General features: G+C 59.7%; 18 protein-coding genes. 3 read left to right on the top strand and 15 right to left on the bottom strand.

Features of this window, described 5'->3' with window-relative positions; translation table 11 throughout:
* Positions 1-2: 2 nt before the first annotated feature.
* Positions 3-434 carry a hypothetical protein gene (locus EQV90_RS01185; protein WP_003438824.1) on the top strand — a complete coding sequence of 144 codons (432 nt, stop codon included), beginning with the start codon at positions 3-5 and terminating at the stop codon, positions 432-434.
* 28 nt (positions 435-462) lie between these two features.
* Here EQV90_RS01185 and EQV90_RS01180 read toward each other — a convergent pair whose 3' ends face one another.
* Entirely contained in the window at positions 463-1,365 is a 903-nt protein-coding gene (locus EQV90_RS01180; protein WP_240877649.1) for a LysR family transcriptional regulator, read from the bottom strand.
* A 176-nt stretch (positions 1,366-1,541) separates the two neighbouring features.
* Between EQV90_RS01180 and EQV90_RS01175 the strand changes: the two genes are divergently transcribed.
* Positions 1,542-2,765: an MFS transporter gene (locus EQV90_RS01175; RefSeq protein ID WP_003438820.1), complete on the top strand. Its 1,224-nt coding sequence runs from the start codon at positions 1,542-1,544 to the stop codon at positions 2,763-2,765.
* A 64-nt stretch (positions 2,766-2,829) separates the two neighbouring features.
* On the opposite strand, the gene hemE is transcribed toward EQV90_RS01175, so the two are convergent.
* From hemE to pilM, 11 genes are all read right to left on the bottom strand, one after another.
* Positions 2,830-3,897, bottom strand: a complete 1,068-nt coding sequence (hemE, locus tag EQV90_RS01170; RefSeq protein ID WP_240877648.1) for a uroporphyrinogen decarboxylase — start codon at positions 3,895-3,897, stop codon at positions 2,830-2,832.
* A gap of 266 nt (positions 3,898-4,163) precedes the next feature.
* Positions 4,164-5,582 (bottom strand): FAD-dependent oxidoreductase, encoded by a 1,419-nt coding sequence (locus tag EQV90_RS01165; RefSeq protein WP_003438817.1) that lies wholly within the window; start codon positions 5,580-5,582, stop codon positions 4,164-4,166.
* Between the two features lie 121 nt (positions 5,583-5,703).
* The gene (gene gltB / locus EQV90_RS01160) at positions 5,704-10,152 is read right to left on the bottom strand and encodes a glutamate synthase large subunit (protein WP_010656285.1); all 4,449 of its coding nucleotides are present in this window, start codon (positions 10,150-10,152) and stop codon (positions 5,704-5,706) included.
* Positions 10,153-10,482: 330 nt separating this feature from the next.
* A complete protein-coding gene (locus tag EQV90_RS01155) occupies positions 10,483-12,060 on the bottom strand; it encodes an AAA family ATPase (RefSeq protein WP_161719285.1) in 1,578 nt (525 codons plus the stop codon).
* A gap of 10 nt (positions 12,061-12,070) precedes the next feature.
* Entirely contained in the window at positions 12,071-13,171 is a 1,101-nt protein-coding gene (gene aroB / locus EQV90_RS01150) for a 3-dehydroquinate synthase (RefSeq protein WP_003438810.1), read from the bottom strand.
* Between the two features lie 341 nt (positions 13,172-13,512).
* Positions 13,513-14,031 carry a shikimate kinase AroK gene (gene aroK / locus EQV90_RS01145; RefSeq protein ID WP_003438807.1) on the bottom strand — a complete coding sequence of 173 codons (519 nt, stop codon included), beginning with the start codon at positions 14,029-14,031 and terminating at the stop codon, positions 13,513-13,515.
* A gap of 4 nt (positions 14,032-14,035) precedes the next feature.
* Positions 14,036-15,397, bottom strand: a complete 1,362-nt coding sequence (locus tag EQV90_RS01140; protein ID WP_346769528.1) for a type IV pilus secretin PilQ family protein — start codon at positions 15,395-15,397, stop codon at positions 14,036-14,038.
* Positions 15,398-15,409: 12 nt separating this feature from the next.
* Positions 15,410-15,940, bottom strand: coding sequence for a pilus assembly protein PilP (locus EQV90_RS01135; protein ID WP_003438802.1), 531 nt, complete (start codon positions 15,938-15,940; stop codon positions 15,410-15,412).
* Positions 15,937-16,557, bottom strand: coding sequence for a type 4a pilus biogenesis protein PilO (gene pilO / locus EQV90_RS01130; protein WP_003438800.1), 621 nt, complete (start codon positions 16,555-16,557; stop codon positions 15,937-15,939). The genes EQV90_RS01135 and pilO overlap by 4 nt, the downstream gene beginning before the upstream one ends.
* Positions 16,557-17,120 (bottom strand): PilN domain-containing protein, encoded by a 564-nt coding sequence (locus tag EQV90_RS01125; RefSeq protein WP_003438796.1) that lies wholly within the window; start codon positions 17,118-17,120, stop codon positions 16,557-16,559. The genes pilO and EQV90_RS01125 overlap by 1 nt, the downstream gene beginning before the upstream one ends.
* Positions 17,120-18,091 (bottom strand): type IV pilus assembly protein PilM, encoded by a 972-nt coding sequence (gene pilM, locus EQV90_RS01120; RefSeq protein ID WP_202211116.1) that lies wholly within the window; start codon positions 18,089-18,091, stop codon positions 17,120-17,122. Before pilM ends, EQV90_RS01125 begins: the two co-directional genes overlap by 1 nt.
* A 204-nt stretch (positions 18,092-18,295) precedes the next feature.
* Here pilM and EQV90_RS01115 point away from each other — a divergent pair, with 204 nt between their 5' ends.
* The gene (locus tag EQV90_RS01115) at positions 18,296-20,722 is read left to right on the top strand and encodes a penicillin-binding protein 1A (protein ID WP_003438791.1); all 2,427 of its coding nucleotides are present in this window, start codon (positions 18,296-18,298) and stop codon (positions 20,720-20,722) included.
* A 277-nt stretch (positions 20,723-20,999) separates the two neighbouring features.
* Here the strand turns inward: EQV90_RS01115 and EQV90_RS01110 are convergent, their stop codons facing one another.
* The 3 genes from EQV90_RS01110 to rpmE form a co-directional block, all read right to left on the bottom strand.
* Positions 21,000-22,268 (bottom strand): malic enzyme-like NAD(P)-binding protein, encoded by a 1,269-nt coding sequence (locus EQV90_RS01110; RefSeq protein ID WP_240877647.1) that lies wholly within the window; start codon positions 22,266-22,268, stop codon positions 21,000-21,002.
* Positions 22,269-22,449: 181 nt separating this feature from the next.
* The gene (locus EQV90_RS01105; protein WP_010656289.1) at positions 22,450-23,277 is read right to left on the bottom strand and encodes a thermonuclease family protein; all 828 of its coding nucleotides are present in this window, start codon (positions 23,275-23,277) and stop codon (positions 22,450-22,452) included.
* A gap of 5 nt (positions 23,278-23,282) precedes the next feature.
* Positions 23,283-23,531 carry a 50S ribosomal protein L31 gene (rpmE, locus tag EQV90_RS01100; protein WP_003438761.1) on the bottom strand — a complete coding sequence of 83 codons (249 nt, stop codon included), beginning with the start codon at positions 23,529-23,531 and terminating at the stop codon, positions 23,283-23,285.
* Positions 23,532-23,647 lie beyond the last annotated feature (116 nt).

Genomic DNA, 23,647 nt, shown 5'->3' with positions numbered 1-23,647 from the left:
GAATGTCTTACCTGCTACGCGTAACCCTGATCGCCCTCGCCCTGCTGAGCACCGTGTCGTGCAGCAGCAAACCCATGCAGACCCCCGACCGCACACTGCACGCTTCGATTCATGCCGACCGGGCGCAGATGCAGCAGGCGATCGTCAAATCCCTGGTGGGCCGTGGCTGGACAGTGCAAAAAATCACCCCTGACCTGGTGCAGGCGCAAATCACCGTGCGCGAGCAATACCACGCCGAAATCGACATCCCCTACAGCGCCAGCCACTACCAGATCATTTACCGCAACAGCAGCGGTCTGGACTACAAGGACGGCAAGATCCACAAAAACTACATCCGCTGGGTGCGCCTGCTGGACCGCGACATCGTGCGCGATCTCAAGGACAAGCAGAACGAGCGTACGGCGCAACAGCTGTCGGAAGCGGCTGCAAAGTGACAATCAACCCCCCTGTAGGAGCTCGCTCCTACAGGGGTTGGTTAACGGTTTTACGCGTCAGCAGTTCGGCAAATGCCGTGGCCATCGGCGAGCTTTGGCCCTTGCGCTGCACCAGCCACACGGCTGTATGGGCGTAGGCATCCAGCAGCGGTCGATACACCACCCCCTTGATCCGCATGTGCTGGAACGACGCAGGTAGCACCGATACGCCCAGCCCTGCCGAGACCAGGCCAATGATGGTCATGGCCTCACCCGCTTCCTGGGAAAAATGCGGGCTGAAACCCGCCTGGCGGGCCAGGCTCATCAGCTGTGCATACAATCCGCTGCCGTAACTGCGCGGGAAAAATACAAAAGGCTCTTCGGCCAGGGCCGCCAGCTGCAAACCTTCTTCGCTGCCTGCAGCCAGCGGGTGATCGGCCTGGATCACAGCCACCAGAGGCTCGCTGAACAGTTCCACCACCGTCAATGACTCCGGCAACGCCAGCGGGCGGATCATCCCGACCTCGATGGACTCGTCCACCAACCCTTCGGCCACTTCGCGGCTGCTCATTTCCTTGAGGTTTAAATGCACCGCCGGGAACGCCTGGCGAAAGGCAAATATGGCCTGGGGAATGCTCGAGCTGAATGGCGCCGATGAGGTAAAGCCGATCTTCAGTTCCCCCAGCTCCCCCAGCTGTGCGCGCCGGGCCACGTCGGCTGCCTTGTCGACCTGGGCCAGCACCAGTCGCGCCTCCTCCAGAAACAACCGGCCCGCTTCACTGAGCTCGACCCGACGGTTGGTCCGGTCGAACAGGCGAGCCCCCAGCTCTTGCTCCAGGGCCTGTATTTGCTGGCTCAGGGGCGGCTGGGAAATACCCAGCAACTGGGCCGCGCGACCAAAGTGCAGTTCTTCGGCAACAGCGATGAAGTAACGTAAATGACGCAATTCCATAGGAGCCCCATTGAGTCGTAAAACCTATCAAACAGGTCGAACAATATATTGGAAAGAATCGTTAGCCACCTATATTCTTTTGCCATTGCCGCTCGGCTTTATGTTTGTCTGAGGTCCCCGTGAAAACTGCTGTCGCCCCTCTCGCCCACGAAATCCCGCCGCCCGCGCAGGATGATATGGGCACGCAACTGAATGACATTTTCATCGAGAAAGGCACACCGCTGTTTATGCGCACGGTGCTGGCACTGTTCTCCGGGGGCTTCGCCACCTTTGCCTTGCTGTATTGCGTGCAGCCGATGATGCCGGTGCTGTCCCATGAATACGGGATCAACGCGGCGCAGAGCAGTCTGATCCTGTCGGTAGCCACAGGGATGCTGGCCATAGGTTTGCTGATCACCGGGCCCATTTCCGATACGTTCGGGCGTAAACCGGTGATGGTGTTTGCATTGTTTTCGGCGGCTGCGTTTACCCTCCTCAGCGCGCTGATGCCCACCTGGGAAGGTGTGCTGATCACCCGGGCGCTGGTGGGTTTGTCACTGAGCGGACTGGCCGCCGTGGCCATGACCTATTTGAGTGAAGAAATTCACCCGCAGCACATCGGTCTGGCGATGGGTCTGTACATTGGCGGCAATGCCATTGGTGGCATGAGCGGACGCCTGATCAGCGGCGTGTTGATCGACTTTGTGAGCTGGCATACGGCGATGCTGGTGATTGGCGGCCTGGCACTGGTGGCCGCCCTGGTGTTTGTGAAGATCCTGCCCGAGTCGCGAAACTTCCGCCCCCGCACCATGAACCCGCGCAGCCTGCTGGACGGGTTCACCATGCACTTTCGCGATGCCGGCCTGCCATGGCTGTTTCTTGAGGCGTTCTTGCTGATGGGCAGCTTCGTGACGCTGTTCAACTACATCGGTTATCGCTTGCTGGCAGAGCCGTACAACATGAATCAGGCGCTGGTGGGCTTGCTGTCAGTGGTGTACCTGTCCGGTATTTACAGCTCGGCGCAAATTGGCGCGCTGGCCGACAAGCTGGGGCGGCGCAGGGTGTTGTGGGCCGTGATCGTGCTGATGCTGGCCGGGATCGCACTGACCATGTTCGAGCCTGTGGCGCTGGTGATCATCGGCATGTTGCTGTTCACCTTCGGCTTCTTCGGCGCGCATTCGGTGGCCAGCAGCTGGATCGGCCGGCGCGCCACCAAAGCCAAGGGCCAGGCGTCGTCGTTGTACCTGTTCAGTTACTACGCCGGATCGAGCATCGCCGGGACCGCCGGCGGTTTCTTCTGGCATTACGCCGGGTGGAACGGCATTGGTTCGTTTATCGTCGCGCTGCTGGTGATTGCATTGTTGGTGGCGTTGCACCTGGCCCGATTGCCGGTGCTGCCGAGGAACGTGAAGAGCATTTGATCCAGGGCCTCGCGCAAGCCAAAAAAAACCCGGCACTGGCCGGGTTTTTTTATAAGGCTTGAGCTTACTCGTGATACTGGCCCGAGAACTCGTGCACGGCGCTGATAAAGGCACCCGCATGTTCCGGTTTCACTTCCGGGGTAATGCCATGCCCCAGGTTGAATACATGGCCCGAACTCTTGCCGTAGCTGGCCAGGATGCGCTTGACCTCGGTGCGGATTGCCTCGGGGTTGGCGTAAAGCACAGTCGGGTCCATGTTGCCTTGCAGCGCAACCTTGTTACCGACGCGCTGACGGGCTTCACCCAGGTCGCAGGTCCAGTCCAGGCCCAGGGCATCAGCGCCGGCATCGGCAATGCTTTCGAGCCACAGGCCGCCATTTTTGGTGAACAGGATCACCGGTACTTTGCGCCCTTCATGCTCGCGGATAAGACCGCTGACGATTTTGCGCATGTAGGCCAGGGAAAATTCCTGATAAGCCGCAGACGACAGGTTACCGCCCCAGGTATCGAAGATTTGTACGGCCTGTGCGCCGGCCAGAATCTGGCCGTTGAGGTAGGACGTAACCGACTGCGCGAGCTTGTCGAGCAACAGGTGCATGGCCTGGGGGGTGTCGTAGAGCATGGCCTTGGTTTTGCGGAAGTCTTTCGACGAACCGCCTTCTACCATGTAGGTGGCCAGGGTCCACGGGCTGCCGGAGAAGCCGATCAGCGGCACACGACCGTTAAGCTCGCGGCGGATGGTGCTGACCGCGTTCATCACGTAGCCGAGGTCTTTTTGCGGGTCCGGGATCGGCAGGGCTTCGATGTCAGCCAGGGTGCTGACCACCTTTTTGAAGCGCGGGCCTTCGCCGGTTTCAAAGTACAGGCCCTGGCCCATGGCGTCAGGGATGGTCAGGATATCGGAGAAAAGGATGGCCGCATCCAGCTGAGGGAAGCGGTCCAGAGGCTGCATGGTGACTTCACAGGCGAACTCGGCGTTCTTGCACAGGCTCATGAAATCGCCGGCCTTGGCACGGCTCGCGCGGTACTCCGGCAGATAGCGACCGGCCTGACGCATCATCCAGACAGGCGTGACATCTACGGGTTGCTTGAGCAAAGCGCGAAGGAAACGGTCATTCTTGAGATCAGTCATGTCTGCATCCGGAAAAAAAGTGGGGGCATTTTCTCAGAGACGGACGCAAAAGGCACGGCAAGAGCCGTGCCTTTTATCTATCGGGGCGATTTGTCGCGGGGATTTTGATTTGGCGCAGCCCACAAACCTCATTCTGGAATGAGGTTTGTGTGGGAGCTGGCTTGCCAGCGATGCTGACAACGCGGTCTTTGATCAAGACCGAGGTGATGCTATCGCTGGCAAGCCAGCTCCTACATTTTGATCATGTTTCAAAAATTACAACCGCATCACACGCCCAGGTAATCCATGATCCCTTCAGCCGCGGTGCGGCCTTCGAAGATCGCGGTGACCACCAGGTCGGAGCCGCGCACCATGTCACCACCGGCAAAGATCTTCGGGTGGCTGGTCTGGTGCTTGAACTGCGACTGCTCGGGCGCAATGACACGGCCCTGGCTGTCGGTCTGGATCTCGAACTGCTCAAACCATGACGCCGGGCTCGGACGGAAACCAAAGGCGATGATCACGGCGTCCGCCGGGATGATCTCTTCAGAACCCGGGATCGGCTCCGGGCTGCGACGGCCGCGGGCATCGGGTTCGCCGAGACGGGTCTCGACCACCTTCACGCCTTCAACCCGGCCTTCGCCGACAATGGCAATCGGCTGGCGGTTGTAGAGGAATTTCACGCCTTCTTCCTTGGCGTTCTTCACCTCTTTGCGCGAGCCGGGCATGTTGGCTTCGTCACGACGATAAGCACAGGTCACCGACTTGGCACCCTGACGGATCGAGGTACGGTTGCAGTCCATGGCCGTGTCGCCACCACCAAGCACCACAATCTTTTTGCCTTTCATGTCGACGAAGTCTTCCGGCGACTTTTCAAAGCCCAGGTTGCGGTTGACGTTGGCAATCAGGAAGTCCAGCGCGTCATGCACACCCGGCAAGTCCTCACCGGCAAAGCCGCCCTTCATGTAGGTGTAAGTGCCCATGCCCATGAATACCGCGTCGTACTCGGCCAGCAGCTGCTCCATGCTGATGTCCTTGCCGATTTCGGTATTGAGACGGAACTCGATACCCATGCCGGTGAAAACTTCGCGACGGTGGCTCAGCACGGTTTTTTCGAGCTTGAACTCCGGGATGCCGAAGGTCAGCAGACCGCCGATTTCCGGGTTTTTATCGAAGACCACCGGGGTCACGCCACCACGCACCAGCACGTCGGCACAGCCCAGGCCCGCAGGCCCGGCACCGATGATCGCCACACGCTTGCCGGTCGGCACCACCCGCGACATGTCCGGGCGCCAGCCCATGGCAAAGGCGGTATCGGTGATGTACTTCTCCACCGAGCCGATGGTGACCGCGCCAAAACCGTCGTTGAGGGTGCAGGCACCCTCGCACAGACGGTCTTGCGGGCACACCCGGCCGCACACTTCGGGCAGGGTGTTGGTCTGGTGCGACAGCTCGGCGGCGGCGAGGATGTTGCCCTCGGCCACCAGCTTGAGCCAGTTGGGAATGAAGTTATGCACCGGGCATTTCCATTCACAGTACGGGTTACCGCAACCCAGGCAGCGGTGGGCCTGCTCGGCCGACTGCTGGGGTTTGAAAGGTTCGTAGATTTCCACAAACTCTTTTTTGCGTTGACGTAACAGTTTCTTCTTCGGATCTTTGCGCCCGACATCGATAAATTGGAAGTCGTTACTCAGACGTTCAGCCATCTTCAAAACCTCTTTACGACAGCTGCAAGCTTCAAGCTTACAGCTGCAAGAACACGTTTACCGGAACACCCCTGACTGCTTCGAGCTTGCGGCCTGAAGCTTGCCGCCTGCCGCTGCGTCGTCACTGCGGACTACCCAAAGTACTGGCCAGCAGAGACTTCAGGCTCGCCGCCTTGGGTTTGACGAGCCAGAAACGACGCAGGTAATCATCGAGGTTTTCCGAGAGGTTGCGGCCCCACTCGCTGTTGGTTTCCTGAACGTATTCGTCCAGCACGTGTTGCAGATGGTTGCGGTAGGCCTCCATCGCTTCGCCACTGATACGCTGGATTTCCACCAGTTCGTGGTTAACCCGGTCGACAAAGCTGTTGTCCTGATCCAGCACGTAGGCGAAACCGCCGGTCATGCCCGAGCCGAAGTTGTAACCGGTTTTGCCCAGTACGCAGACGAAACCGCCAGTCATGTATTCGCAGCAGTGATCGCCCGTGCCTTCAACCACGGTGTGGGCCCCGGAGTTACGCACGGCGAAACGCTCGCCCGCCGTGCCCGCCGCAAACAGCTTGCCGCCGGTGGCGCCGTACAGGCAGGTGTTGCCGATAATCGCGCTGTCCTGGGTTTTGTAGACGCTGCCCGCAGGCGGCACTATCACCAGCTTGCCGCCGGTCATGCCCTTGCCCACGTAGTCGTTGGCATCGCCTTCGAGGTACAGGTTCAGGCCGCCGGCGTTCCACACACCAAAGCTCTGGCCTGCAGTGCCTTTGAAGCGGAACGTGATCGGCGCCTTGGCCATGCCCTGGTTGCCGTGGGCACGGGCGATTTCACCCGAGATCCGGGCACCGATCGAGCGGTCACAGTTACAGATGTCCAGGGCGAACTCCGCGCCACTCAGGTCGTTGATGGCAGAAGTGGCCATGTCGACCATCTTCTCGGCCAGCAGGCCTTTGTCGAACGGCGGGTTGCGCTCTACCTGACAGAACTGCGGCTTGTCGGCCGGGATATGGTCGCTGCCCAGCAGTGGCGTCAGGTCGAGGTGGTGCTGCTTGGCGGTTTCGCCCTGCAGGATTTCCAGCAGGTCAGTACGCCCGATCAGCTCTTCGAGGGTGCGCACACCGAGTCTGGCCAGCCACTCGCGGGTTTCTTCAGCCACGTAGGTGAAGAAGTTGACCACCATGTCGACCGTGCCGATGTAGTGGTTTTTACGCAGCGATTCGTTCTGGGTCGCCACGCCGGTGGCGCAGTTGTTGAGGTGGCAAATACGCAGGTATTTGCAGCCCAGGGCGATCATTGGCGCGGTGCCGAAGCCGAAGCTTTCAGCGCCGAGGATCGCGGCCTTGATCACGTCGAGGCCGGTTTTCAGGCCGCCGTCGGTTTGTACCCGCACCTTGCCGCGCAGGTCGTTGCCGCGCAGGGTCTGGTGGGTTTCAGCCAGGCCCAGCTCCCACGGCGCGCCCGCGTATTTGATCGAAGTCAGGGGCGATGCACCGGTGCCGCCGTCATAACCGGAGATCGTAATCAGGTCGGCATAGGCCTTGGCCACGCCTGCGGCGATGGTGCCTACGCCCGCTTCCGCCACCAGCTTGACCGAAACCAGCGCCTTGGGATTGACCTGTTTGAGGTCAAAAATCAGCTGCGACAAGTCTTCGATGGAGTAGATGTCGTGGTGCGGCGGTGGCGAGATCAGGGTCACGCCGGGTACTGCGTAACGCAGTTTGGCGATCAGACCGTTGACCTTGCCGCCCGGCAGTTGCCCGCCCTCGCCCGGCTTGGCGCCCTGGGCCACCTTGATCTGCAGCACTTCGGCGTTGACCAGGTATTCCGGGGTCACACCGAAACGGCCGGTGGCCACCTGTTTGATTTTCGAGCTTTTGATGGTGCCGTAACGCGCCGGGTCTTCGCCGCCTTCACCGGAGTTGGAGCGTGCGCCCAAACGGTTCATGGCTTCGGCCAGGGCTTCGTGGGCCTCCGGCGACAGTGCGCCAAGGGAGATGCCCGCCGAGTCGAAACGCTTGAGGATCGACTCCAGGGGTTCGATCTGGTCAATGGACAGCGGCGTGTCGAGGGTTTTGACCTTGAACAGATCGCGGATCATCGACACCGGGCGTTTGTCGACCAGTGCCGTGTATTCCTTGAACTTGCTGTAGTCGCCCTGCTGTACAGCCGCCTGCAGGGTGGCAACCACGTCCGGGTTGTAGGCGTGGTATTCGCCACCGTGCACGTACTTGAGCAAACCGCCTTGCTGAATCGGCTTGCGCGCGCTCCAGGCTTCGGCAGCCAGCAATTTTTGCTCGGCTTCAAGGTCAACGAAACGTGCGCCCTTGATCCGGCTTGGTACGCCGCGGAAGCTCAGGTCGCAGATTTCTTCAGACAAGCCAATGGCCTCGAACAGCTGCGCTCCGCGGTACGAGGCAATGGTCGAGATGCCCATCTTCGAGAGGATCTTGAGCAGGCCCTTGGTGATGCCCTTACGGTAGTTTTTGAAGACTTCGTAAAGGTCGCCCAGCACTTCGCCGGTGCGGATCAGATCACCCAGCACTTCGTAGGCCAGGAACGGGTAGACCGCCGAAGCGCCGAAGCCGATCAGCACCGCGAAGTGATGCGGGTCACGGGCAGTAGCGGTTTCTACCAGGATGTTGCTGTCGCAGCGCAGACCTTTTTCGGTCAGGCGGTGGTGCACCGCGCCCACAGCCAGCGAGGCGTGAACCGGCAGCTTGCCCGGCGCGATATGGCGGTCGGTCAGGACAATTTGCGTACGGCCGGCACGGGCGGCTTCTTCAGCCTGATCGGCAATGTTGCGCACCGCCGCTTCCAGGCCAACCGACTGGTCGTAGTTGAGGTCGATGATCTGACGCTCAAAGCCCGGCAGGTCGAGGTTCATCAGCGAGCGCCATTTGGCAGGCGAGATAACCGGTGAACTGAGGATCACGCGCGAAGCGTGCTCTGGCGATTCCTGGAAGATGTTGCGCTCGGCACCGAGGCAGATTTCCAGCGACATGACGATGGCTTCACGCAGCGGATCGATCGGCGGGTTGGTGACCTGCGCGAACTGCTGACGGAAGTAGTCGTATGGCGTGCGCACTCGTTGGGACAGCACCGCCATTGGCGTGTCGTCCCCCATCGAGCCCACGGCTTCGTAGCCCTGTTCGCCCAATGGACGCAGCACCTGATCGCGCTCTTCGAACGTGACCTGGTACATCTTCATGTATTGCTTGAGCTGGTCAACGTCGTAAAACGCCGAACCATGGTCATTGTCGTCGATGGTGGCCTGAATGCGCAGGGCATTCTTGCGCAGCCACTGCTTGTACGGGTGGCGCGACTTCAAGCGGTTGTCGATGGAGTCGGTGTCCAGCACCTGGCCAGTTTCGGTGTCAACGGCGAGGATCTGTCCAGGGCCCACACGGCCTTTGGCAATCACGTCCTGTGGCTGGTAGTTCCACACGCCGATTTCCGAGGCGATGGTGATATAGCCGTTGGTGGTGGTGACCCAGCGCGCCGGGCGCAGGCCGTTGCGGTCGAGCAGGCAGACAGCGTAACGACCATCGGTCATTACCACGCCCGCCGGGCCGTCCCACGGTTCCATGTGCATCGAGTTGTACTCATAGAACGCCCGCAGGTCGGGGTCCATGGTTTCAACGTTCTGCCACGCCGGTGGAATCAACATGCGCACGCCACGGAACAGGTCAATGCCACCGGTGACCATCAGCTCCAGCATGTTGTCCATGCTGGAGGAGTCAGAACCCACGCGGTTGACCAGCGGGCCGAGCTCGTCGAGGTCGCCGATCAGGTCGTTGGCGAACTTGGTGCGACGGGCCAGGGCCCAGTTGCGGTTGCCGGTGATGGTGTTGATCTCGCCGTTGTGGGCGAGAAAGCGGAATGGCTGGGCCAGTGGCCATTTCGGCAGGGTGTTGGTCGAAAAGCGCTGGTGGAACACGCAGATCGCGGTTTGCAGGCGCTCATCGCTCAGGTCCGGATAGAAGGCGGTGAGATCCGCCGGCATCATCAGGCCTTTATAAATGATGGTCTTGTGGGAAAAGCTGCAGATGTAATGGTCGGTATCAGCGGCGTTGGCCACCGACGATCGACGACGGGCGCTGAACAGCTTGATCGCCATGTCCTGATCGCTCAGGCCGGCACCGGCAATGAACACTTGCTCGATCTGCGGCAGACGATCCAGGGCCAGACGGCCCAGCACGCTGGTATCGATCGGCACTTTGCGCCAGCCCACCAGTTGCAGGCCCGCCGCGAGGATTTCGCGGTTCATGTTGTTACGGGCCGCTTCAGCCTTGATCGGGTCCTGGTTGAAAAACACCATGCCGACCGCGTACTGCTTGGGCAAATCACTGCCGAACTGTTCTTTGGCCACGGCACGCAAGAACAGATCAGGTTTTTGAATCAGCAGGCCACAACCGTCACCGGTCTTGCCGTCTGCGTTGATCCCACCGCGGTGGGTCATGCAGGTCAGGGCCTCAATGGCGGTTTGCAGAAGGGTATGACTGGGCTCGCCCTGCATATGGGCAATCAGGCCGAAACCACAGTTATCCTTGAATTCATCGGGGTGGTACAGACCTGCTTTCATAGACACTTTCTCACCAGGCTGCCCCATAAAGGGGCAAATTTCTTTTAATTCAACCACTTGGTCCCCGCGCTGAACGTACGCCAGCTTGGCAGGGCAAAAGGGTGGTCATTCTACACACCGACGTAAGAGCTCACAAATTAAGCGGCGAATTGCCGTAAATTCATGTCGCATTTATGAAGGTTTAAAGCGATTACCTGTGCTAGTCAAAACATTTTTGATGTTGACCGCCACACGGCGCAGACACCACAAGGCATACGGCCTATTTAGCCGCATGCTCAAGCTGGAATTTTGATGTACGAGAACGGCGGCCTGGGTAAGGCCGCCGGAGCATCAGCGAGCTGCTGCCAGTTCTTGTTGGACGCTGGCGACAGTGCGAGGCCAAGGTTTACCAGCCTGAATCTTCGCTGGCAAGTTCTTGATTGCCGCAGTTGCTGCGGCATGGTTCGGGAAATTGCCGTAGGTGACGACAAACAGGGGCTTGCCGTTGAGCGATTTCTTGAAGTAGCGGGCTTGGCCACCTACTTCTTTGACGACGTTTTGTGCAGAGGCTTCGGAGCTGGTGCCAACAATCTGCACCACGTAGTTAGTTGCTGGCTGGCTGGAATACCAGCTACCGCCCGGTGCCGCCTTGGCCAGTGTGACCGGCTTCTCGGCCGGTTTCACCACAGGCTTTGGAGCCGGGGCCGGAGCAGGTTTGGCAACCGGAGCAGGTGCAGGTTTGGCTGCTGCCACGGCCGGTGCCGGTGCCGGCGCAGGACGTGGTGCTGCCACTGGTGCCGGGCCCGATGCCACGCCTGGAGGCGGCGCAGTGGTGGTTACGGTTGGCGGCTGGGCCACGCCACCGTCGACTGCAGGTACGCCGCCGTCATCGCCTTCAGCAATGCCGCCAGCGGCTTCAGCCAGAGGCCCGCGCATGACCGGCTGCGATTGACCCACCAGCGGCAATGGCATTGGCTGCGAAGAACCGGCGAAATCTATCGACGGATTGGCGCCGCCATTCGGCGTGGCCTGGCCCAATTGTGTCTGCTCAGCAGCGGGTGCGGTTGGTGCTTTGCTGCGACCCGGAATCAGAATGGCAGCGGCTACTGCCACCACCACTACGGCACCAATGGCCAATACGTGTTTCTTAGGCATGTTGAACCCCATACTTGGACGTTTGACCGCAGAACGGCTAGCAATCATGGCTTCGATCATTGCATCGCGGGCGACCTGATTGATGATGCCAGGCCAGCCTTCGGAGCTCTCGTGTATATCTGAGATCTGTTGTGCGCTAAAGAGTTCGATTCCACGCCCGGCACCTTCAAGGCGTTGCGCCAGGTACTCGCGGGTTTCTTCCTCGGTATAGGGCTGCAGCTCGATCACATGGAAGCGCTCTTCATCAGCGCTCAACTGCTCAAGCCCGTCAATCATTGACGGCTCGCCAAACAGGAAGACATGCGGCCGGCCTTCCGGCGCACCCGCCGCCAGGGCCAGCAGGGCCTCAAGAGCAGACTCGTCGAGCTGCTCGGCGTCATCGACCAGCAGGTAGACTTCCTGCCCGGTCAGCGCCAGCTGTACCACTTGCGCCAGAATCGCGCCCACATCGGCCCGGGCAGCGTTCAGGGTCTGCGCCACCTGGCGCAAGATGCCAGCAGCGTCACCGGCACCCCGTGCCGACACCACCACGCTCTGTACTGACTGTTTGTTGGTGCTGGCGACCAGTGCCTGACGCAGCAAGGTCTTGCCGCTGCCCTCAGGCCCGGTCACCACCAACAGCAACTGGCTATAGCGGGCTAGGTGGTGCAATTGCCCCAGCACCGGCTTGCGCTGGGCAGGGAAAAACTTGAACCCCGGCACCCGCGGTGCAAAGGGGTCATGGTTCAGCTGGAAGTGACCGAGGAACGCCTCGTCGGCATGCAAACTAGTCATCAGGATCTTATTAACCTTTAAGCTGAGCCAGTGCGCGGTAATCCGCACCCAGCGTGGCTTGTAGAACCTCTTGTGGATAATCGTCAGTCACTGTGGCTTCGCCAAGACGGCGCAACAGCACCAGTCGCATACGACCGTCGATCACTTTTTTATCAACTGCCATGTGTTGCATGAAGTCGGCTTCGCTCATGTCGGCAGGCGGCACAACCGGCAAACCTGCACGCTGGAACAAACGGATACCGCGATCACGCTCGGCCTGGTCGATCCAGCCTAAACGGAAAGACATTTCCAGCGCCATCACCGTACCTGTCGCAACCGCCTCGCCATGTAGCCACACGCCATAGCCCATATGGGTTTCGATGGCGTGGCCAAAGGTGTGTCCAAGGTTGAGGGTGGCACGCACACCCGACTCGCGTTCATCGGCGCCGACCACTTCGGCCTTGGCCGAGCACGAACGCTGAATGGCGGCAGTCAGGGCAACCTGATCGAGGCCACGCAGGGCGTCCATGTTGTCTTCCAGCCAGGTCAGGAAAGGCTCGTCGCAAATCAGCCCGTACTTGATGACTTCCGCCAGCCCTGCGGACAATTCGCGGGGCGCAAGGGTATTGAGGGTTTGCGTATCGATCAGCACCAGATTGGGCTGATAGAAGGCACCGACCATGTTCTTGCCCAGCGGATGGTTGATCCCGGTTTTGCCGCCCACGGACGAATCAACCTGCGAGAGCAAGGTGGTTGGCACCTGGATAAAGTCGACACCGCGCTGATAGCAAGCGGCGGCAAACCCGGCCATGTCACCAATCACGCCACCACCAAGGGCAATCACCGTGGTGCGCCGGTCATGGCGGGCTGTGAGCAGGCCATCGAAAATCAGCTGCAGGGTTTCCCAGTTTTTGAACGATTCGCCATCGGGCAGGATGATCGGCAGCACCGAATACCCCGCCAGGCTGCGGGTCAGGCGCTCAAGATAGAGGGGAGCCACGGTGGTGTTGGTCACAATCGCCACCTGGCGACCGGCGATGTGCGGAGCCAGCAGCAGCGGCTGATCCAACAAACCTTCGCCAATGTGAATCGGGTAGCTACGCTCGCCTAGATCAACCTTCAGTGTTTGCATGAATCCCCGCATTGAAAAAGGACAGCCGGCGCCCTGTCTCACAATTATCAAGTGTGGGTCGCGCCGGGAAGTGACACAACTCTATAGCCTTTGGCCATACCGCTGAAGCAAAACAAGCTTTGTCGGAGCGGGCCTGGCGGCGGCTGCATGAACCTGGTCAAACCTTGTGACCGCGGCACCTGCATCGCTGGCAAGCCAGTTCCCTCAATACCTTTGACTGCCTGACAGCACGCCATGGCCGGCGCCGAGGATAGCGCATTTCGCAACGCACTTTAATGGCCCGGACATGGATACACCGTCAAGGGTGCGATGGTTTTTTGTAACCGCTGTCGAAGCAGCGACTACCGTGGGGCAAGTTGAGCCAGACGTTCGAGAATATTCAGAACCACCATCCGCGGCGGTCGCTCATCGGTTTCGACCACCAGATCGGCGATTTCCCGATAGAGCGGGTCGCGAACAGCCAGCAGGTCCCGCAGAATTTTCTCCGGGTTGGCATTGCGCAGCAGGGGTCGGTTGCGGTCACGCGCGGTACGTGCAACCTGCTGCTCGATGGAGGCATGCAAGTACACCACCCGCCCGCCATTACGCAGCGCAAGCCGGTTTTCCGGGCGCATGACCGCGCCACCACCGGTTGCCAGTACCACGCCATCGGCTTCGCAAAGCTCGGCAATCATCGCCGCTTCACGATCACGAAAGCCCGGTTCGCCTTCTTTATCGAAGATCCACGGGATATTGGCACCGGTGCGCAATTCAATTTCCTTGTCGGAATCTTTGAACGGCAGGTGCAGCTCTTTGGCCAGCAAACGTCCGATGGTGCTTTTTCCAGCCCCCATTGGCCCAACAAGAATCAAATTTCGCACAGAATCAATGACTCACAGCAATCGCCTGGTTGTTCATGATACGCGGAGTCAGGAACACCAGCAGTTCGGATTTTTTTTCCTGGACAACGTCTCTCCGGAAAAGTCGGCCAACATACGGCAGATCGCCAAAAAATGGCACTTTATCTATTACTTTGCTTTGAGTATTTGAGAACACGCCCCCAATCACAATGGTTTCTCCGTCTCTAACCAGCACCTTGGCCTTGACCTCGTTCTTTTTGATCGGCGGCACATCGTTGACCATATTGATGTAGTCAGGCTCGTCCTTGGTCACCACAACGTCCATCAGGACGCTGTTGTCCGGGGTGATTTGCGGCGTCACCTGGAGAGACAAGGAGGCCTCCTTGAATGACACCGAGGTTGCCCCGCTGCCGCTGGTCTGCTGATAGGGAATTTCGGAGCCCTTGAGGATTTTGGCGGTTTCCTTGTCTGAGGTAACGACCTTGGGTTGAGAGATGATTTCACCGTTTCCGGTCTTTTCCATGGCACTGAGTTCCAGATCAAGCAACAGGTTGTTGCTGATGAAGGCGACACCCAACCCCGAGGTATTGCCCCTGACACCGAGATCGACGAAGGGTGAATTCAAGTCTGCAGCCCCGCCTGCTGCATCAATACCTCCTGCGCTCAACCTGCCACCCTGATTGACCGCCCCGCCCCAGCGCACCCCAAGATTCTTTTCAAAGTCCACCCCGGCCTCAACAATACGGGCCTCGATCATGACCTGGCGCACCGGCACATCCAGCTGAGCCACGATGCGCCGCAACTCTTGCAGTTGCTCGCCGGTCTGCAAGGCAATGATGTGATTGGTGCGCTCATCAACCGTGAGCGAGCCTCGCCCCTGGGCGCCGGGCTGAGCAGCGGTCACTGACTGAAACAGGCTGGCAATGTCTGCCGCCCGGGCATGCTTGATCTGCACCAGCTCCCGACGCAACGGTGCATGTTCGGCCAGTTGATTGCGCAGATCCTGCTCATACTGCTGGCGGGCAGCCATTTCTTCGGCAGGCGCTACCAACAGCACATTGCCTTCAAGGCGTTTGTCGAGATCCTTGCTTTTAAGCACCAGGTCCAGTGCCTGGTCCCAGGGTACGTCCTGCAAATTGAGGGTCACACTGCCTTGCACGGCATCACTGACCACCAGATTGAACCCGGTAAAATCTGCCAGCAACTGCAGCACCGTGCGCACTTCGACGCCCTGGAAGTTAAGGGATATTGTTTCGCCCACATAGACCGCCCCGGGCGCTTTTGAGCCTGGGGACTCAAGAGGGCCGGCTGGCACGACCGCCAGTAACTGCTGCGAATTCAGCGCGCTGCATAGCGCCAGTACACACACCGGGAAAGTCCTTTTCATGGCGTAGTTCCGTCAAGACTGCTGTTTTAAAGGGATCGTCAGGGACCGCTCCAGCCAACCGCCCCGACCATCGGAAATAACCTCAAACACCTCAACCCGGGCGTTATTGATCGAGGCAATCTGACCGTTGTTGCGACCCAGGTAATCGCCGATTTTCAACCGATGGACAACACCCTTGGCTCGCAACAAGGCATTGATTTGCAGAGCACTGGAAAGCGTGCCGACCATTTCGAATTGTTCAAGGTCAATGCCTTCCAGAAACTGCCGGGGCCGGTTGCCGTCAAGTTCATCATCGCGCAGAAGACTTGTTTGCCAACTACCGGCGCCAGCTTCTCCTGCAGCCTGAAAAGGGCTGCGCAGAGCCTGGGCCGTGTAGACAAACGGCGGCCGGTCACCAGCCTGCGCAACCGTTACAACCGCATCCCCCCCATGCGTCCGGACTTCCTGAAGCCAGGCCTGCAACTGCACAGGGCTTTGCCCGTTGTCGCATCCCGCCAGGGCCACCGCCCACCCCATGACCCATAACCGGGCCAGAACACTCACGGGGCAGATTCCTGATCGTGGGTGCGGTAAGTACTGGCCAGCAGGGTCATGCGCAATTGGCCGTTACCCGCATCACTGAGCGGGGCAAGGGTAAAATCCTGCACCGTCACAATGCGCGGCAAGCCAGCAAGGCCGCTGACGAAAAGACCAAAGTCGTGATAAGCCCCGACCAGCGACAACTGCAATGGCAGCTCGCTATAAAAAGGTTGAAGAACTTCGGGCAACCACTGGATGCGTTCGATCATCAGGCCGCTGGTCAGGCCCAGTAGTGAGATCTGGTCAAGCAGCGCGGGGACTTCTGCCTTGCGGGGCAGTTGCGCCATCAAGTGCCTGAAAGAGCTTTCCAGCACCTGCACTTGCTGCAGGTGAGCATCAAGCCCCGAAACATGCGCGGCCATGGACTCAAAACCGGCCTTGAGCACAGTCTCTGTCGCACGTTCCTGCTCGAGCCTGGTGAGCGCAGAATGAATCTGCAGCAGATACCCCGCCAGCAACACAAACCCCACCAACGCCAGCGCCACCAGCGATTTTCGCCGCAGTGACCAGTCACCCGACTGAGCCGGGTTCAACTCGTGCAGCTCAAGGACGCGCAGGCTCTGCAGCCAGTGCGCGGCCATCAGAGCACCCCACCGGCGGGCGCATGCCGGCTGCGTACGGTCATCTGAAATAACCGCTCATTGCCCCCGGTGTGCACCGGCCCCGCTTTCACATCGATCAGTACGGGGGTTTCCAGCCAGTGCGACGCATCCAGGTTGCGCATCAACTCGGCGACCAGTTTATTGGACAGGGCAACCCCCGTGATGACGATGGTGCGCTCGGTCATTTTTACGTCGGTGAAATACACCCCCACCGGCAAGCTGCGGGCCAGTTGCTCGAGGATAATCCCGCTGTCCGAGCGGTTGCCCTGAAGCGTCTCGATCGTTTGCATGCGCTCAAGCAATTGCTCGCGGCGCACCTTCAACTGATCGATTTGCCGGGCTCGCCCGTCCAGCTGCACCGTGGCGCTGCGGATCAAGTCATTGCGCGCCAGCTGCCGCTCTACGGCGCGGTCGATGAAGCGATCGATCACCAGCAGGCCACCTGCTGCTGCCACAGCCAGGGCGAGCAGTACAATCAAAAAAACCCGGCTGCGCTTTTCACGCAGCAATGCGCGCCAGGGCAGCAAGTTGATTCTCGCCATTAATCAAACCCCCTCAAGGCCAGACCACAGGCAGTCAACAACAGCGGAGCATCGCAGAACAAGGCTTCAGGCGCGAGTGCAGGATTGAGATCCATGAGCGCAAACGGGTTGGCCACCCGCGTCGGTATACCCGTTTGCGCCTCAACCCGCTGATCCAGCCCCGGGCGCGACGCCCCAGCACCCGCCAACAGGATCGCGACCACCCCAGGGCCACTGCCGGACTCGGCAAACTGCGCAAACCCGCGCTGCAGATGCTCAGCCCCAGCGGTGCTCAAGGCTTCATTGCAAAAATCAGCGGAGCCAAACGGCAGCTCTGCGCAGTGGATCACAAGGCCTTGCCGGACGATGCTTAACCCCGTCGTTGCCGCGGCGAAGTCCAGCACGGCCACTGTGCCCGTCACGTCCAAGGGCTGAGGCGGACCAGGGGCCCAGACCGCTCCACGGGCCAGGGCATGGGCCTGAACATCAACCACTCGCGCCTTCAGTCCGGCACCGCTCAACAGTGCCTGGTACCAGGCCAGGGTTTCTTGCCGGCAGGCCACCAGCAATACGCTGACCTGACCCGGGCTGCTGGATACATGCTCTTGAACCTCGAAGTCCAGTGCCGCATCTTCAAGGGCATAGGGCAGATATTGCTCGGCCTCCAACCAGACATGAAGCTCCAGATCTTCCCGGCTCAGCCCCGCTTGCACCTCAAAGGTTTTACCTATGACCAGCGCGTCAGGCACCGCCACGACAGCATCACGGGCCTCTACCCCCGCCCTGCCCAATGCCCCGAGCAGCGCTTGTGCGACACTTTTCGGATCCGCGCCGGTCTGATCATCTGCACCCGGGATCGCCAGCGGTTGAACGGCATATGCCTGCAACCTGAACCTGCCGTGCGCACGGCTCAGTTCGACGATTTTTATCCCGTGCGAACCGATGTCGATTCCCACATATCGCTGGCCGGACTTGTTGAATAATCCGCTCACTGATGTTTTCCCTAATGCAATCCGTGACTTACGGAGGGGTAAAAAATGAGATCCGCTCAAAACCCGTTCTGACATGTGGCCCATGACGCCCATGAGCGAAAAATGCTTATAATGCCGGGCGTTTTTTTCCGTATCGTCGACCCGGCGCACTTGCGCATTACCCTGACGTGCAAACCCATTTCTCAATCTGGAAATCCAAAAGCCTTGATTCGTCTGCTGAAGTTTTTCGGGTGGTCTTTCGTTGCTGTGTTCTGCGGGCTCCTGCTCGTGCTGAGCGGCGCGTTTCTCTATCTTAGTCCTGGCTTGCCGTCCGTAGAGTCGTTGAGAAGCATCCAGTTGCAGATTCCTTTGCGGGTCTTCACCAGCGACGGCAAATTAATCGCAGAGTTCGGCGAAATGCGCCGCTCCCCGATCAAGTTCGCCGACATTCCACCCAATTTCATCAATGCCTTGTTGTCTGCAGAAGATGACAACTTCGCCAATCATTACGGGGTTGATCCCAGCAGCCTGATGCGTGCCGCCACCCAGCTGGTAAAAAGCGGACACATTCAATCGGGTGGCAGCACCATCACGATGCAGGTGGCGAAGAACTATTTCCTCTCCAGCGAGCGCAGCTTTTCGCGCAAAACCAATGAAATCCTGTTGGCTCTGGAGATCGAGCGCGAACTGACCAAGGACGAAATCCTTGAGCTGTACGTGAACAAAATCTACCTGGGCAACCGCGCTTACGGCATCGAGGCCGCGGCGCAGGTGTACTACGGCAAGTCGATCCGCGACCTGAGCCTGGCGCAGATGGCCATGATTGCCGGTCTGCCCAAAGCCCCTTCGCGCTTTAACCCGCTGGCCAACCCGGTGCGCAGTAAAGAGCGACGCGACTGGATTCTGGGCCGCATGTACAAGCTCGGGAAAATCGACCAGGCCAGCTACGAAGCCGCAATTGCCGAGCCGGTCAACGCCAGCTACCACGTACCCACTCCGGAAGTCAGCGCACCGTATATCGCCGAGATGGCCCGCGCCGAAATGGTCGGGCGCTATGGCAGCGCTGCCTACACCGAGGGCTACCGCGTCACCACCACCGTGCCGAGCAATCTTCAGGAACTGGCCAACACCGCCGTACATGAAGGCCTGATCGCCTATGACCAGCGCCACGGCTATCGCGGTCCGGAATCCCGCTTGCCGGGCAAAACCCCGGCGGCCTGGGCTCAAGAGCTGGCCAAGCAACGCCCGTTCAGCGGTCTGGAGCCGGCCATCGTGACCCAGGTCGACAAAAACGGCCTGCAAGTGCTGACCCGCACCGGAGAAGGCCACGTGGCCTGGGACAGCATGAAATGGGCGCGCAAGTTCCTCAATACCAACAGCATGGGCCCCATGCCCAAGCAGCCTTCCGATGTGGCGCAAGTCGGCGACCTGATTCGCGTACAGCCACAAGCCGATGGCAGCCTCAAGTTCAGCCAGGTGCCAAACGTACAAGGCGCTCTGGTTTCCCTTGATCCGGACAACGGCGCCATTCGTGCCCTGGTCGGTGGTTTTGCGTTCGAGCAGAGCAACTACAACCGCGCGATGCAGGCCAAGCGCCAACCGGGTTCAAGCTTCAAACCTTTCATCTATAGCGCCGCGCTGGATAACGGCTACACCGCCGCCACCCTGGTCAACGACGCGCCGATCGTGTTTGTCGACGAGTACCTGGACAAAGTCTGGCGCCCGAAGAACGACACCAATACCTTCCTCGGCCCGATCCGTGTGCGTGAGGCGCTGTACAAGTCGCGCAACCTGGTCTCGATCCGCTTGCTGCAAAGCCTGGGCATCGACCGCACCATCGACTACATCAGCAAGTTCGGCTTCAACAAACAGGACCTGCCGCGCAACCTGTCGCTGGCCCTGGGCACGGCAACCCTGACCCCGATGGAGATTGCCACCGGCTGGAGCACCTTCGCCAACGGCGGATACAAGATCACGCCGTACCTGATCGACAAGATCGAAAGCCGCAACAGCGAAACCCTGTTCGTGGCCAACCCGCCAAGCGTGCCGAAAGACGCCAGCAAAGATGTGCCGAAAGAAGCCGCAGCGCTGACCATCGACACCATCAACGCCGCACCGGGCTTGCCGACGACTGAAACCCAGGCGGTCGCCGAGCGCATCGTTGACGGGCGTACCACTTACATCCTCACCAGCATGCTGCAGGACGTGATCAAGCTCGGCACCGGGCGCCGCGCCCTGGCGCTGGGCCGTACCGATCTGTCGGGCAAAACCGGTACTACCAACGAATCCAAGGATGCGTGGTTCTCCGGGTACAACGCCGATTACGTGACGACCGTGTGGACCGGTTTCGACCAGCCGGAAAGCCTCGGACGTCGCGAGTACGGTGGCACCGTCGCCCTGCCGATCTGGATCACCTATATGGGCGGCGCACTCAAAGGCAAGCCTGCTCACAGCCAGGCCGAACCCGAAGGCATCCTCAGCCTGCGCATAGACCCGGCAAGCGGCCGTATCGCTTCCCCCGGCACCCCTGGCGCCTACTTTGAGCTGTTCAAGAGCGAAGACACACCACCTACCAACAGCGAACTGGGCAATGGCGTAGCGCCGGGCAGTCCACTGCCGGCAGATGATGGCGCGCCGATCGATCTCTTCTAACGAGGTCGCCAGCCGCAAGCGCCCCTAACAGGCGCTTGCGGCCAGCCCAGAGTGGCATTGATCCAGGCCAGCGTTCAAAAAGTCATAAACCTGCATGGCTGCTTGCCTGAAGCCAGGTCAAACGGGCAATTGCCCAACGTCGCCAGCTGATAGTGGTCCAGTGCGCAAGATTGCGGGCTGCCTGAGCGCATCGGACACAACGCCCCCAAGCACCCCGAAAACCAAAAAGCCCCGATGCTTCGCAGCATCGGGGCTTCAGGTTTGACGCTAAACGAAATTAGCCGTTAAACACGTCATCCACGCTTTTGAGCGGGTAGTTTTTCGGGTATGGCAGGGTAGCAACACCGGTCTCGATCGCAGCTTTGGCCACGGCATCGGAGATCAGGGTGATCAGGCGGGCATCCATTGGTTTCGGGATGATGTACTCACGACCGAACTCCAGCTTGATACCGCCGTAGGCGTCGCACACTTCCTGTGGCACTGGCAGTTTGGCCAGTTCACGCAAGGCGTTGGCCGCTGCGATTTTCATCTCTTCGTTGATACGCTTGGCACGGACGTCCAGAGCACCACGGAAGATGAAAGGGAAACCCAGTACGTTGTTGACCTGGTTCGGGTAGTCCGAACGACCTGTGGCCATGATCACGTCGTTACGAGTGGCGTGGGCCAGCTCCGGAGAAATTTCCGGATCCGGGTTGGAGCACGCGAACACGATCGGGTTAGGCGCCATGCGCAGCAGGTTTTCAGCGCTCAGCAGGTTCGGACCCGACAGGCCAACGAACACGTCTGCGCCTTCCATGGCGTCAGCCAGGGTGCGCTTCTCGGTGGCGTGGGCAAATACCGCCTTGTACTGGTTCAGGTCGTCACGGCCGGAGTGAATCACCCCGGTACGGTCGATCATGTAGATGTTCTCGATGGCCGCGCCCATGCTCACCAGCAATTTCATGCAGGAGATGGCTGCAGCGCCGGCGCCCAGGCAAACGATTTTGGCATCGGCCAGGGTTTTACCGGCGATTTCCAGGGCGTTGATCATGCCGGCCGCGGTCACGATGGCGGTACCGTGCTGGTCATCGTGGAATACCGGAATATCGCACTGCTCGATCAGGGCACGTTCGATCTCAAAGCACTCAGGTGCCTTGATGTCTTCGAGGTTGATGCCGCCGAAGGTGATGGAAATGCGTTTAACGGTGTCGATGAAGGCTTGCGGGCTTTCGGAGTCAACTTCGATGTCAAAAACATCGATACCGGCAAAGCGCTTGAACAACACGCCTTTGCCTTCCATAACAGGTTTGGAGGCCAATGGGCCGAGGTTACCCAGGCCCAGAATCGCGGTACCGTCAGAAATTACGGCTACCAGGTTGCCCTTGCCGGTGTACTTGTAGGCAAGTTCAGGGTCGCGGGCGATTTCGCGCACTGGTTCGGCTACACCCGGGCTGTAAGCCAGCGCTAGATCGCGGGCAGTAGCGGTAGGTTTGGTGAGCTCGACACTCAGTTTCCCTGGACGGGGCTGGGTATGGTATTCGAGAGCGGCGGTTTTCAAATCAGACATGTGGGCAATCCGCTTTTATGCTGTTGGACAGACGGATCGCCGAGCATACGCGTGTCGCAAAGTCCCGACAAGACTGACCAGTCAGCAGTGTCAAGGGCTTTACCTTAAGACTTTGGGCCAAGAGCCGCGCCCTGCAAGGGTTAGAGTGTTCACAATCACCATTAAAAATTGTCTACAATTTTTAATGCGCAATGACTTTAAACATCCCCGGATCAGTCAAAGGCAGCATCCAGCGCGCCTGCCCACCTTGCAAACCGCCCCGCCTGGCGCGATCCAGAACCCAGCCACGGGCCTCAATCTGCGCGCCCTGCAGCCTGAGGAGGGCCTTGTGATCAAAGCCGCCCAGCTGATTGGGTGCAATATGCAATACCAGACCGCCCTGCAGATCGATCCAGAGTCCACCGCGATTGCGCTGCACCTTACTGACCGTTGCGCTGACCAGAACGAAACCCGAGCGGGTGATTTGCTGCGGCGTCAGCACCGGCGACTGCCGCCATAGCCCCAGCCCGGATGCCCGGGCGCTTTGCTCGGCCGCTTGCTGGCAATCGAGTAACCGGGTATTCGGGGCGATTGCCACCTGATAGGCCAGGCCATCGGCCAGCAACCGGGCTTCAAGATTACTGCCATCGGCGCCAAACACATGGGCAAGGGTGCGCCCGTAACGGTCCTGAGCCTGCTTGCCCGCGAGCAATCCGACCCGGCCATCGCTTTGCGCCACCAAGTCTTGCAGGCGCTTGCGCGCAGCGTCGGCAAAAGGCTCGGCGGACTGGCCTTGCTTCCCCGTCTCCGGGGCATTGAGGCCGATCATGCGCACGCTGCGGCCATCCTTGAGGCGCAGGGTGTCGCCATCGACCACCCGCTGCACCTGTGCGTATGACAAGGCTGCCGGTGCAGGGCACAGAGGCGCGGCAGAAACGTCAGCCAGCCAAATCCCGGACACAAAAAAGGCGCCCGCAAGGGACGCCTTTTTCAATAACCCGGCCAGACCAGAAAGCCTGCCCAAGGTCATCAGCCTTACTCGGCTGCTTTGTCTGCTTCTGCTGCTGGAGCTGCTTTAGCGCCGAAAGCACCAAAACGAGTCTTGAAGCGATCAACACGACCGCCAATGTCCAGAGTTTTCTGCTTACCGGTGTAGAACGGGTGGCACTCGTTGCATACGTCAGTGCCCAGTGGCTTGCACAGGTTCGAACGGGTTTCGAACTTGTTGCCGCAGCTGCAAGTTACCAGGATTGTTTCGTACGCTGGATGGATATCGGCTTTCATGGGGTATTCCTCAGGCTAGCGTGCCGCCACTCAACACCATTGTTGAATACCGCACGTAAATTTAGGGCGCCGATAATACCAGACCTTTGCATTGACGCAAGTGACCAATCATGCTC

Source organism: Pseudomonas sp. TMW22089 (genome assembly GCF_022496645.1).
GTDB lineage: Bacteria > Pseudomonadota > Gammaproteobacteria > Pseudomonadales > Pseudomonadaceae > Aquipseudomonas > Aquipseudomonas paraversuta.
Note: the sequence above shows the minus strand (reverse complement) of the source record. Positions and strands in the feature narration are given on the sequence as shown.